The organism is Chloroflexia bacterium SDU3-3, from assembly GCA_009268125.1.
GTDB lineage: Bacteria > Chloroflexota > Chloroflexia > Chloroflexales > Roseiflexaceae > SDU3-3.
In genome coordinates, this window is sequence record WBOU01000006.1 from 257,807 (window position 1) to 270,674 (window position 12,868).

Sequence of the window (12,868 nt, forward strand, 5' to 3'; positions counted from 1 at the left end):
CACGCAGGATCGTTCCACCACCACGCAGGATCGTTCCACCACCACGCAGGATCGTTCCACCACCACGCAGGATCGTTCCACCACCACGCAGGATCGTTCCACCACCACGCAGGATCGTTCCACCACCACGCAGGATCGTTCCACCACCGCGTGGGATCGTTCCACCACCGCGTGGGATCGTTCCACCACCGCGTGGGATCGTTCCACCACCGCGTGGGATCGTTCCACCACCACGTGGGATCGTTCCACCACCACGTGGGATCGTTCCACCACCACGCAGGATCGTTCCACCACCACGCAGGATCGTTCCACCACCGCGTGGGATCGTTCCACCACCGCGTGGGATCGTTCCACCACCACTGCGATGAGCAAAAGCCGTACCAGGGCGCAAAAACGCCCGCCCAGCAGCGCCGGGCGGGCGTTTCAAAAACCTAGCCGCTACACCGCCATCAGGCCGCGCTCGCGAAAGATCTGCTGGGCCTGCTGGGTGGCCTCGGCGCTGGGAGGCTGGGTAGCATCCAGCGTGTAGCGCAAGCCCAGGCGCTGCCACTTCGAGCGGCCCATCTGGTGAAACGGCAGCACCTCAACCCGCTCGACATTGCCGAGCGTGGCGGCGAAGTCGGCCAGGCCCTCGATATTGGCACGCTCGTCGGTGAGGCCGGGCACCAGCACGAAGCGCAGCCACATGGGGCGTCGGTGCTCGGCCAGCCGCCGCGCGAAGCGCAGCACGTCGCCCACATCCTTGCCGGTGGCGCGCAGGTGGGTGGCCACATCCCACGACTTGATGTCGAGCAGGTAGAGGTCGGCGGCATCCAGATCCTCGTCGCGCAGCACATCGCCCAGGTAGCCGTTGGTGTCGAGCGCGGTGTGGATGCCGCGCTGCTGGCAGCCGCGCAGGATGCGCAGCACGAAGGGGGCCTGCACCAGCGGCTCGCCGCCGCTGATCGTCACGCCGCCGCGCCCGGCCCGCATAAAGCCCTGGTAGCGCGCCACCTCGGCCAGCACCTCAGCAGCGGAGACGCGCGCGCCGTTTTTGAGGTGCCAGGTGTCGGGGTTGTGGCAGTACTGGCAGCGGAAGTGGCAGCCGGTGGTCCACAGCACCGTGCGGATGCCCGGGCCATCCACCGCCGAGCCGGTGGTGTAGGAGTGCAGGTAGCCAAACTCGCCGACGGCGGCCTCGGCCTCGGCCTGCTCGTCGGTGGCGCTGCCGTGCAGGCGCAGCTCGAAGGGCGAGCCGCTGAGGCTCTTGATCGGGGGCGGGTTCTTCTGTTCCATGGGTTTCCCAGAAATACCACAGGGGCGGCGCGCCGCCCCTGTGGAGATTGCCTGTTCCAGTGGGCCTCAGCGGCCCGCGCCGCTGGCTAGATCACGCCGTGGAAGGTGCGGCCGATCACATCCAGCTGCTGCTCGCGCGTCAGCTTGATGAAGTTTACGGCGTAGCCCGACACGCGGATGGTCAGCTGCGGGTACTTCTCCGGGTGATCCATCGCGTCCACCAGGGTATCGCGGTTGAGCACGTTCACGTTCACGTGGAAGCCAGTCTCGCCGAAGTAGCCATCGAGCACGCCCGCCAGGTTCTCCACCTGCTCGTCGCGGGTCTTGCCCAGGCCCGAGGGCACGATCGAGGTTGTCCACGAGATGCCGTCCTGGGCGTGCTCGTAGGGGATCTTGGCCAGCGAGAGCGCGGCGGCGACCACACCGTGGGTGTCGCGACCGTGCATCGGGTTCGCGCCAGGGGCGAACGGCTCGCCCTTGCGGCGGCCATCGGGCGTGTTGCCTGTGGCCTTGCCGTACACCACGTTGGACGTGATGGTGAGCACCGACTGGGTGTGGGTGGCGTTGCGGTAGGTCGGGTGCTGGCGCAGCTTCTGCATAAACGTCTCGACCAGCCAGGTGGCCATGCTATCCACGCGGTCGTCGTTGTTGCCGTAGGTCGGGAACTCGCCCTCGGTCGTGAAGTCCACGATCAGGCCGGTCTCGTCGCGCACAGGTGTGACCTTGGCGAACTTGATAGCGCTCAGGCTGTCGGCCACCACCGAGAGACCGGCGATGCCGAAGGCCATGGTTCGCAGCGGGCTGTAGTCGTGCAGCGCCATCTCGATCCGCTCGTAGGCGTACTTGTCGTGCATGTAGTGGATGCAGTTCATGGCGTTGACGTAGACCTTGGCCAGCCAGTCCATCATCACGTCGAACTTCTGCATCACCTCGTCGTAGCTCAGCACCTCGCCCTTGAACGGCTCGGCCTTGGGCGCGATCTGCTTGCCGCTGACCTCGTCGCGGCCACCGTTCAGCGCGTAGAGCAGGCACTTGGCCAGGTTCACGCGCGCGCCGAACAGCTGCATCTGCTTGCCCACGCGCATCGCCGACACGCAGCAGGCGATCGCGGTGTCGTCGCCCCAGCAGGGCCGCATCAGCTCGTCGCTCTCGTACTGGATGGCGCTGGTGTCGATCGAGACCTTGGCGCAGAACTGCTTGAAGCCCTCGGGCAGGCGCGGCGACCAGAACACCGTCAGGTTCGGCTCGGGCGCTGGCCCCAGGTTGTAGAGCGTCTGGAGGTAGCGGAAGCTGGTCTTCGTCACCAGCGAGCGGCCGTCCATGCCCATGCCGCCGATCGACTCGGTGACCCAGGTCGGGTCGCCCGAGAACAGCTCGTCGTACTCCTTGGTGCGCAGGAAGCGCACGATGCGCAGCTTGATCACGAAGTCGTCGATGATCTCCTGGGCGGCGGTCTCATCCAGCGTGCCCTCGCGCAGATCGCGCTCGAAGAACACATCCAGGAAGGTGGAGGTGCGGCCCAGCGACATAGCCGCGCCGTTCTGCTCCTTCACGGCGGCCAGGTAGGCGAAGTACAGCCACTGCACAGCCTCGCGGGCGTTGCTGGCCGGGGCCGAGATGTCGAAGCCGTAGGCGGCGGCCATCTGCTTCAGCTCGTTCAGCGCGCGGATCTGCTCGGAAAGCTCCTCGCGGTCGCGGATGATGTCCTCGGAGGAGTGCATACCGTCGATGCTGGCCTTCTCCTGCTCCTTGGCCTCGATCAGGCGGTCCACGCCGTAGAGCGCCACGCGGCGGTAGTCGCCGATGATGCGGCCACGGCCATAGGCATCGGGCAGGCCGGTGACGATGTGCGAGCTGCGGGCCTTGCGGATCTCGGGGGTGTAGACATCAAACACGCCGTCGTTGTGGGTCTTGCGATACTTGGTGAAGATATCGCGCACCTGGGGGTCGACCTCGAAGCCGTAGCTCTCCAGGCTCGACTCGACCATGCGCCAGCCGCCGTTGGGGAAGATCGCGCGCTTGAGCGGGGCATCGGTCTGCAGGCCCACGATGATCTCGCGCTCGCGGTCGATATACCCGGGGGCGTGGGCGGTAATGCTGGTGGGGATCTGCGAGACATCCAGCACCCCACGGGCGCGCTCCGCGACAAACAGATCGCTGAGCTTGGCCCACACGGCCTGCGTGCGCTCGGTGACGGGGGCCAGGAAGGTATCATTGCCCTCGAAGGGCGTGTAGTTGCGCTGGATGAAATCGCGCACGTCGATATGATCCTGCCACGCACCGCCGACGAACCCGCGCCAGCCTGGGATGACGTACTCAGCGGTCTGCTCTTCAATGAACGACGACATCGGAACCTCCTCGAGGGTCGATATATATTGTTCGGAAATGCACAATCGCACATACCAAAGCATTTACCATGGGTATACTATACCGCGCCAGCTAAAAAAGAGAGTGGAAACGTCAACATCCAGCAGTAAAGGTTTGTTAACACGAATATTGTGCTTCTTTTCGCAAAATGGTGCGGCATGAGCTATACTACCGGCAAGACAAACTCAGGACCGAAGAGCGAAGCGCGAAAATCGAAGACATATCGCATCCCCAACCCATGCTCGACCTTTCGTCTTCGGGAGCTTCGGCCTTCGTCCTCTCAAAGGAGCGAGGAACGCAATGCATGACCTCATCATTATTGGCGGCGGGGCGTCGGGCCTCTCGGCGGCGCTGTACGCCCAGAGCAAGCAGCTGGATGTACGCGTGATCTACCAGGAGGTCGGCGGCAAGACCGGGCGGCAGCAGCACCTGCACCAGCAGGACAACGAGGAGTACCTGGCCGGAGCCGAGGCGGTGATGCAGTTCGAGCGCCGCGTGACGGCCCAGGCCAGCACCGTGCTGCGCGACCGCGTGCTGGGCATCACCCGCAGCCACGAGGATTTCATCGTCGAGACCCAGATCAACGGCAAGCTGGCCGCGCGCAGCGTGATCGTTGCCACCGGCGCGTCGCCGATCAAGCTGGATGTGCCGGGCGCGCGCCAGTTCGCCGACCACGGCATCGGCTACTCGGCCACCACCCACGCCCACCTGCTGGAGAACAAGACCGCCGCCGTGATCGGCGCGACGCCCCGCGCGGTGGCTGGCGTGATCGAGCTGGCTCGCACGGCGGCGCGGGTCTACCTCGTCACCGCAGGCAAGCACGACCTGATCGACCCGCTGGCGGCGACGCTGGCCCGCTACCCCAACGTGACGGTGCTGCGCAACTACAAGGTGCGCGAGGTGCAGGGCACCACCTCGGTGGAGCAGGTGGTGATCGAGCGCGACGAGGAGCTGTCGTACCTGCGCGTGAATGCGATCTTCGCCGACCTGGGCCTGCTGCCCAACACCGGCGTCGTGCGCAACCTGGCCAAGCTCGATGAGGATGGCTTTATCGAGGTGGATGGGCGCAACCACACCAGCGTGTCCGGCCTGTTCGCCGCTGGCGACTGCACCACCCGCTTCGGCGAGCACAGCCTGATCGCCGTGGGCGAGGGCGTGCGCGCCGCCCAGAGCGCCTACACCTACCTGCTGAGCCACCCGCTCATCCTTGAGCCAGAGCCGGCGGACTAGGCCCGCACCACAGCAAGCGCACCCGAATGCGGCGCACCTCCTAGTAGCTAGGGGGTGCGCCGCGCTGTTTCTGCGGCGTGCGCCCCTCACGTGGTGTCACTTTTAGGGTTGTTTTTGGGTCGGGTCGACCGTAGGCAATGCTTGCAGCGTTGCACGGTCGGGGCGACCCAAGGTGCCATGCACGATAGCGGTTCCGCTTGTATGCTGGGTGAATGCCCTGCGCAGGCGGCGCACAGAGGCCTGCGCCTGTGAACCCCGCCAGGGGGCGTTGCCCCTTGGAACCCCAATTTAAGGCCTTCCTATGCCATTCCCTGACCGCTGGTGTTCGTGCATATGGCCAGTTTACACGAGCGGCACCTTCGCCGCATGGGCCAGGTGGGTGGGGGTGGCATCGTACCATTCTCCCTCGCGCCTTCGCACCCTTATGGGTATTCGTCTCCTTGGTGTCTTGGTGGTACATCGCCCTCCTACATCCAGCGGGCAGGCGCAGCCGTAGAATAGGGTGCAGAAGAGAGGAGAAGCCCAGGCCCAAGCAGGCATGCCGCCCACGTGCGCATGCCCGCCTGGGGTGGGTCCAGGCAAAGGAACCTAACTAATGACTGCAGGAACAGAGATCGCAACACTGGCGGGCGGGTGCTTCTGGTGCCTTGAGGCGATCTACGACGATATCATCGGTGTCACCGACGTGGTCTCGGGCTACGCCGGGGGCAGTGTGCCCAACCCCAGCTACGAGCAGGTGTGCACCGGTGGCACCGGCCACGCCGAGGTGGTGCAGCTGCGCTTCGACCCGCAGCAGATCAGCTTCCGCGAGCTGCTGGGCGTGTTCTTCAGCATCCACGACCCCACCACGCTCAACCGCCAGGGCCACGACGTGGGCACGCAGTACCGCTCGGCGATCTTCTTCCACAGCCCCGAGCAGCAGCGCGTGGCCCAGGAGGTGATCGCCGAGCTGACTGAGCAGCGCGCCTTCGCGCAGCCGATTGTCACCCAGGTGGTGCCCTTCGAGCAGTTCTACGCCGCCGAGGGCTACCACCAGGAGTACTTCGCGAACAACCCCAACCAGCCCTACTGCCGCGCCGTGGTGGCCCCCAAGGTCAGCAAGTTCCGCAAGAGCCACGCCGCGCGACTGAAGGTCTAGCGCACATCACCCTGCCGCTGCGGCGCGCTCGCGGGCCAGCCGCAGCGGCAGGCGCACCGTGAAGGTGCTGCCATGGCCCTCGGCGCTGTCGATCAGCACCTCGCCCCCGTGCTGCTGCACGATCTCGCCCACCACATACAGCCCCACCCCCAGGCCCGATATCTTACGCCTGTCGATGTTCTCAGCGCGGTAGAATCGATCGAACAGGTGCGGCAGCGCATCGGCGGGTATGCCGATGCCGTGGTCGCGCACCGTGATCTGGGCGTAGTCGCCATCCTGATCCAGCCCCACCGCGATATCGCCGCCGCTGGGGCTGTACTTTATCGCATTCTGCAGCAAGTTCTGCAGCACCTGCTCCAGCCGCAGCTCGTCGCCATCCACCACTAGCTCGGCGTCGTCGGCCACGTGCAGCTGCAGCACATACGGCCCCTGGATGAGCTGCAGCTCGCGCAGCACGCGGCGGGCCAGATCGGCCAGATCCACGGGCGCGCGCATGATCGCCAGCTGGCCCTCCTGGATGCGCGAGATATCGAGCATGGTCAGGATCATCTGGTGTAGCCGCCACGACTGATCCTGGATGACCTGCAGCGCCCAGCGGTCGCGCTCGCCCAGGTCGTCGCGGCGGGCCAAGCTGCGCTGCAGCAGCTGGGCCGTGCCCAGCAGCGAGGTGAGCGGGGTCTTCAGCTCGTGGGCAGCCACCGAAAGAAACTGGTCGCGCAGATCGACCGCAGCCTCGGCATCGAGGCGGGCCTGGCGCTCGGCGGCATCCAGGCGGGCGCGCTGCAGCGCCTGGGCGTAGTAGCGCGCCAGGGTGTAGAGCAGGGCGCGCTCGTCGGGGGCGACGCAGTCCACAGCCTTGAAGCGCAGGCACAGGCAGCCGATCGGCTGGCGGTTCACCACCAGCGGGATCGCCGCCAGGGTGCCGCTGGCGGGCTGGCCATCGGCGGCCAGGCTGGGCACGCCAGCGTTGGGCGGGTCGATCCACAGCGGCTCGGCCATGGCCACCGTGCGCGCCGCTGGCATGGTGGATGTGCGGTGGATGCGCCGCCAGCGCGCGATCGCCTGCGCCGAGTAGCCGTGGGCACGCTCCAGCTCAAGCCACTCGCCATCCTCGCTCAGCAGCATCACCCAGATCCCACGGATGGGGAATGCCTGATTGAGGTGCGCGATGATCACATCCGTCACCGCCGCAGGCGTGAGCGCCTGGGTCAGCGCGCCGGTCATCTGGGTCATCAGCGCGCCCATGGCCTCGGCGCGCTTGCGCTCGGTGATGTCCATCACCACCGCGCCCACGCCAGCCACCGCCCCGCTGGCCATGCGCACTGGGAAAAGCGAGAGCAGCCACGTGCCATCCGGGCGCGATGGGAAGAAGCCGTGCAGCTCCATATTCAGCAGTGGCTGGCCAGTGCCGAGCACGCGCTGGAAGGAGGCGGCGATGCTTGGGGAGAGCGCGGGGAACATCTCGTGCACCGTGTGGCCCAGGTGCTCCTCGACCGACAGCTCGTTCAGGGCCGCCAGCGCCGGGTTGATGTGCACATAGCGCAGATCCGAATCCCAGATCGCCAGACCCACCGGCACGGTGTGCACTAGGCTCTCAAGCCGCGCCCAGGCCGCATCGCTCTGCGAGATCGCCTCGTGGGCATCGCGGTGCAGCCGCACGCGCTCCAGCGCGTGGCAGCCCTGCTGCACCAGCATGTCGAGGTAGTCCATGTCGGCCTGGCCTGGCTCGCGGCCATAGGTGAAGGCTAGGCCCAGCACGGCCACCAGCTGGCCGCCCAGCAGCACTGGCGTGGCCAGCCACGAGCCGACATGGGCGCCGCAGCGCTCGTAGAGCGCGGGGAAATGCTCGGCCCACTCGCCCGGCGCATAGAAGTGCGGCTGCCGATCGTGCAGCGCCTCGATCAGCGGATGGGGCGCGGCGGGGGCCTGGTGGGTGAGCCATAGATCGGCAAAGCCACCCTGCGTGCGGTGCTCGGTGAGCGTCGGCGGCTCGCCCTGCGTCACAAACAGCGCGCCGGCATAGGCCCCCAGGCCGCTGTGGGCCACACCCAGCAGGGCATCCAGCACCTCGCCGGGCGAGTTGGCGGCGTCCAGGATCGTGAGGCTCTGGCGCAGTGCCGATAGCTGGCTATGTATGGCGTCTGAACGATTCTCATTCAGCTCGCTTAAGGCTGGGCGCTCCGCCGCCATACGTTTCTGCGCGGTCACATCCTCGGCGATCCGAATCAGCACATCTGCACTCACCGCCCGCCCCACCGCCCGATAGGCCCGGTCGTGAATCCAGCGCAGCTCGCCGCCGGGACGCACGATCCGATACTCCAGATCATACAGCCCGATCTCCAGGCCACGCGCATAGGCCTGGCGCACGCGCTCCCGATCATCGGCGTGCACCGCCTGCAGCCAGTGGCCGGGGCTATGGTAGAGCGGGTGGTGCGAGCGGCCCCAGATCTTGTCGTAGGAGGGGCTGACATAGCGGATCTGGTGGCAGCGCGCGTCGATCAGCCAGAACACATCGCGCCCGGCCCCGTCGATCGGCGCGGCCAGCTCGGGCGGCGGGCTGTGGGGCGGCCTCGGCTCCTGCCCGCCCTGGCAGCGGCGGGCCGTCACCACCAGCAGGCCGCCATCCATGGGCTGCATGGCCACGTCGAACCACTGGCCCAGCCATGGGGCGTAGATCGCGCTGGTGAGTGGGTGGCGGTTGATCATGGCACGAAGGTGCAGATCATGCAGCCCCCCATCGGCATCGGGCAGAATATCCCATGCCAGCGCACCCAGCAGGCGCTCGCGGCCAGCGGCCAGAAAACGCTCGGCAGCACCGTTCCCGTAGATATAACGTCCATCGCGATCAAACACATAGCACGCATCGGGGAGCGCGCCAAGGATCGCAGCCAACTGCTGCGATGCGAGTCCCTGCGGCATCATATATATGCTAGGGTCACGCTCAAACATCTGATCTGCTGACATGTCTTGCGCTAACACTATAGAGATACTTCCTGCACTTCCGATGCCCGAGTGGTAAGGCAGCTAGGCCGCCGCTCCGCATCAAAGCAACCCCTAACGTAACAAGGCATGCTTCGCATCCGCACAACGCTGTGATCTGCATGGGTAGTACATCGCCCCATGGCAGTGATAGCTTGTCGCTCAACCTCCGGTGTTGCCTGCCCAGTGTACCACTGCCTATCCAAGATCACAATAGCAATACAAGCAGCTGTTAGTTCTCCGATCATAACTCTGGCAGCAAGCGCATCCCAATGCGGGCGCAAAAAAAGCCGCATATGTGGGCACATATGCGGCCTAGCCAGCGATGTGAGGCACGCCTAACCAAAGCGACCGGAGATATACTCCTCGGTGCGCTTGTCTTTGGGGGTATTAAACAGCGTGGCGGTGGGCGCGATCTCCACCACCTGGCCCGCGCGGGTCTCGGGGTCCATCAGCATGAACACCGTCTCGTCGGAGACGCGGGCGGCCTGCTGCATGTTATGGGTCACGATAATGATGGTGAAATCCTTGCGCAGGTCCACCATCAGCTCCTCGATCTTCAGCGTGGCGATCGGGTCGAGCGCCGAGCACGGCTCGTCCATCAGCACCACCTCGGGGCGGGGCGCGATGGTGCGGGCGATGCACAGGCGCTGGGCCTGGCCACCCGAAAGCCCCAGCGCCGAGCTGCGCAGCCGGTCCTTCACATCATCCCACAGCGCCGCCGCCCGCAGCGACTCCTCCACCCGCTGCTCGATAGCCTTGCGGTCGCGCCAACCGCTGACGCGCAGGCCATAGGCCACGTTGTCGAAGATCGACTTGGCGAAGGGGTTGGGGCGCTGGAAGACCATGCCGATCCGCCGCCGCAGCATCACCGGGTCGGCATCCTCGGCGTAGATGTTCTGGTCATCCAGCAGGATCTGGCCAGTGCCGCGCGCCCCCGGCGTCTCGTCGTGCATGCGGTTGATCGCGCGCAGCAGCGTGGTCTTGCCGCAGCCCGACGGCCCGATGAAGGCCGTGATGGCCCGCTCGCGCATGCTCAGATTGATATTGCGCAGCGCCTGGAACGCGCCATAGTAGAACTGGAAGTTGACCGCAGCGACCTTGGTCTTCTCGCTCAGCGGCAGCTCTGGCTCGGCGGCCCGCGTGAACACGCTCAGATCGGCCTTCTGCCGCACCATCGCCCCAGTAGAGAACGCATCGCTCATGGTATCGCTCCTAGCCGATACGGCCACTAATATACGCCTCGGTGCGCGGGTCGCGCGGCGCAGAAAAGATCTGGCCGGTCTGGCCCTCTTCCACCAAAAAGCCGATCGGCTTCTCGGCCTCGCGGTCGACCATGAACACGCAGGTGTGGTCGGCCACGCGGGCGGCCTGCTGCATGTTGTGGGTCACGATCACCACCGTGAAGCGCTTCTTCAGCTCGTGCAGCAGCTCCTCGATCTTGAAAGTGGCGATCGGGTCAAGCGCCGAGCACGGCTCATCCATCAGGATGATGTCTGGCTCCAGCGCCACGGCGCGGGCGATGCACATGCGCTGCTGCTGGCCGCCCGAGAGCGCCAGGCCCGAGTGGTGCAGCTTGTCCTTCACCTCATCCCACAGCGCCGCCGCCTGCAGCGAGATCTCGACGCGCTCGTCGATCTCGCGCTTGGGCACGCCGTTGAGCCTCAGGCCCACCGCCACATTGTCGTAGATCGACATCATCTTGATCGGCACCGGCTGCTGAAAGACCATACCGATCTTGCGGCGCACCGCCTGCGGCTCGACGCCCTGGGCGTAGATATCCTCGCCGCCCAGCAGGATCTTGCCCTCGACCCGCGCCTTGGGCACCATCTCGTGCATGCGGTTGATGCAGCGCAGCACGGTGGTCTTGCCGCAGCCCGACGGCCCGATGAACGCCGTGACGCTGCGGGGCGCGATGGTGGTATCCACCGGCTTGAGCGCCTGCTTCGCGCCGTAGAAGGGCGTCAGGTTGCGCAGCTCTATCTGATTCGCACCAGTTGTGGTCATAGCATCCCTACTTCAGTCGGCTACGTGTGGCAAAGCGAACCAGCAGATTCGTAACCAGCACAATCGTGGTCAGCACCAGCGCCGTACCCCAGGCCAGGTCGTTCTCGGCTGGGTAGGGCGACTGCGTGTACTTATAGGTCAGCAGCGGCAGCGCCGCCATCGGGGCCGACATATTAAACGAGACGTTGTTGTTGCCCAGGATGGTCAGCAGCAGCGGGGCGGTCTCGCCCATGGCGCGGGCCACGGCCAGCAGCACGCCGGTGGCGATGCCGCCCGCCGCCGCCGGCAGCACTACGGTGAAGGTGGTCTGCCACTTGGGCGTGCCCAGGGCCATCGCGCCCTCGCGCACCGAGTAGGGCACCAGCCGCAGGATCTCCTCGGTGGTGCGGGTGATCAGCGGCACCATCAGGATGGCCAGCGCGATGCTGCCCGCCCAGCCCGAGAACTGCTTGTAGCGCACCACGATCAGCGCGTAGGCCACCACGCCCACCACGATCGAGGGGGCCGCGCTCAGCACATCGGTGCAGAAGCGCACGACCGTGGAGAACAGGTTCGACTTGTACTCGGCCAGGTAGACGCCCGCCAGGATGCCCACCGGCAGCGCGATCAGCGTGGCCCACATCACGATCAGCAGCGAGCCAGCGATGCCGTTGAGCACGCCGCCCTGCGCCTGCACCGCACCGCTCAGGCTGAGGCCGGGGGCCTTGTAGGATTTGGTGAAGAAGTCGATATTCAGCGACGAGACGCCCTTGACCAGCACAAAGCCAAGGATGAGCACCAGCGGGATGAGCGCCAGCAGCGTGGCGACCACCGCGCAGCCGCGCATCGCCCGATCCACCGCCTTGCGTCGCCCGATGTTCGGCGCATTGACCACAATACTCATGCCCGCGCACTCCCCACCGGCCCACGGCCAGCGCGCCACACGATAAAGCGCGCCAGACCATTGAGCAGCAGCGTAATTACAAACAGCACCAGGGCTATCAGAATAAGCGTCGACTCGTGCAGCTCATCGTTCGCGTTCGACAGCTCGCTGGCCACCAGCGAGGCCGAGGTGATGCTGGCCTGGAAGATCGACGGCTCGATCCGGTCCTTCAGGCTGCCGATGATCATCAGCGCCGCCATCGTCTCGCCCAGGGCGCGGCCAAGGCCCAGCATCATGCCGCCGATGATGCCCGCCTGGGCATAGGGCAGCACCGCGTGGCGGATGGTCTCCCACTGGGTTGCGCCCACGGCCAGCATGGCCTCGCGCTGGTTGGATGGCACCACCGCCAGCACATCGCGGGTGATCGAGGCGATGGTGGGCAGGATCATGATCGCCAGCACCACGCCCGCCGCCGCCAGGCTGCGCGCCGAGACCGGCCCGCCCAGGAAGGGCAGCCACTGGCCGATCGACCCGGCCACCGGGTTGGCCACCGAGGTCTGGAAGAACGGGATGAGCACGAACACGCCCCACATCCCATACACCACGCTGGGGATGGCCGCCAGCAGCTCGACCAGGAACGAGAGCGAGGTGCGCAGCCGCAGCGGGCATAGCTCGGAGAGGAACACGCCGATCATCACGCCCAGCGGCCCGGCGATCACCAGCGCGATCAGCGACGAGATCAGCGTGCCGTAGATCGCGGGCAGCGCGCCAAAGTGCCCGGTCACAGGGTTCCAGCCCTGCTGGAACAGGAACGAGATGCCGAATTTATCGCGGGCCTCGGTCGAGTTCACCCAGGTCACAACACCAATAACGCCGACCAGCGCCACCACCAGCAGCGCAAAGGCCAGCGTTATGAATGCAAAGAGCGAGTCGCCATGGCGCGTGCGCTGTTGCAAAGACGCCCAGGCGCTCAGGTTCTTTGCTTGGGCCATACAGCTTCCTTTCTTGAC

9 protein-coding genes and 1 pseudogene (1 of these 10 only partly in view) are annotated in these 12,868 nt (G+C 66.0%); 2 read left to right on the top strand and 8 right to left on the bottom strand.

The annotated features are described in order from the left end of the window. From F8S13_12280 to pflB, 3 genes and pseudogenes are all read right to left on the bottom strand, one after another. A pseudogene (locus F8S13_12280) lies at positions 1–372 on the bottom strand (hypothetical protein); it reaches 192 nt to the left of the window's first position. Positions 373–438: 66 nt separating this feature from the next. Beyond that, entirely contained in the window at positions 439–1,275 is an 837-nt protein-coding gene (pflA, locus tag F8S13_12285; GenBank protein ID KAB8143011.1) for a pyruvate formate lyase-activating protein, read from the bottom strand. An 86-nt stretch (positions 1,276–1,361) separates the two neighbouring features. Next, positions 1,362–3,623, bottom strand: a complete 2,262-nt coding sequence (gene pflB / locus F8S13_12290; protein ID KAB8143012.1) for a formate C-acetyltransferase — start codon at positions 3,621–3,623, stop codon at positions 1,362–1,364. A 319-nt stretch (positions 3,624–3,942) separates the two neighbouring features. Here pflB and F8S13_12295 point away from each other — a divergent pair, with 319 nt between their 5' ends. Both F8S13_12295 and msrA read left to right on the top strand, forming a co-directional pair. Continuing rightward, on the top strand, positions 3,943–4,872 hold the full coding sequence (locus F8S13_12295) for an NAD(P)/FAD-dependent oxidoreductase (GenBank protein KAB8143013.1): 930 nt from the start codon (positions 3,943–3,945) through the stop codon (positions 4,870–4,872). A gap of 595 nt (positions 4,873–5,467) precedes the next feature. After that, entirely contained in the window at positions 5,468–6,010 is a 543-nt protein-coding gene (gene msrA / locus F8S13_12300) for a peptide-methionine (S)-S-oxide reductase MsrA (GenBank protein KAB8143014.1), read from the top strand. Between the two features lie 6 nt (positions 6,011–6,016). On the opposite strand, the gene F8S13_12305 is transcribed toward msrA, so the two are convergent. From F8S13_12305 to pstC, 5 genes are all read right to left on the bottom strand, one after another. After that, positions 6,017–8,974, bottom strand: a complete 2,958-nt coding sequence (locus tag F8S13_12305) for a PAS domain-containing protein (GenBank protein ID KAB8143015.1) — start codon at positions 8,972–8,974, stop codon at positions 6,017–6,019. 353 nt (positions 8,975–9,327) lie between these two features. Further along, positions 9,328–10,167 carry a phosphate ABC transporter ATP-binding protein gene (gene pstB / locus F8S13_12310; protein ID KAB8143150.1) on the bottom strand — a complete coding sequence of 280 codons (840 nt, stop codon included), beginning with the start codon at positions 10,165–10,167 and terminating at the stop codon, positions 9,328–9,330. Positions 10,168–10,204: 37 nt separating this feature from the next. After that, positions 10,205–10,996 (bottom strand): phosphate ABC transporter ATP-binding protein, encoded by a 792-nt coding sequence (pstB, locus tag F8S13_12315; GenBank protein KAB8143016.1) that lies wholly within the window; start codon positions 10,994–10,996, stop codon positions 10,205–10,207. 7 nt (positions 10,997–11,003) lie between these two features. Further along, on the bottom strand, positions 11,004–11,879 hold the full coding sequence (pstA, locus tag F8S13_12320) for a phosphate ABC transporter permease PstA (GenBank protein KAB8143017.1): 876 nt from the start codon (positions 11,877–11,879) through the stop codon (positions 11,004–11,006). Further along, positions 11,876–12,850, bottom strand: a complete 975-nt coding sequence (gene pstC, locus F8S13_12325; GenBank protein ID KAB8143018.1) for a phosphate ABC transporter permease subunit PstC — start codon at positions 12,848–12,850, stop codon at positions 11,876–11,878. The genes pstA and pstC overlap by 4 nt, the downstream gene beginning before the upstream one ends. Between the last annotated feature and the right edge of the window lie 18 nt (positions 12,851–12,868).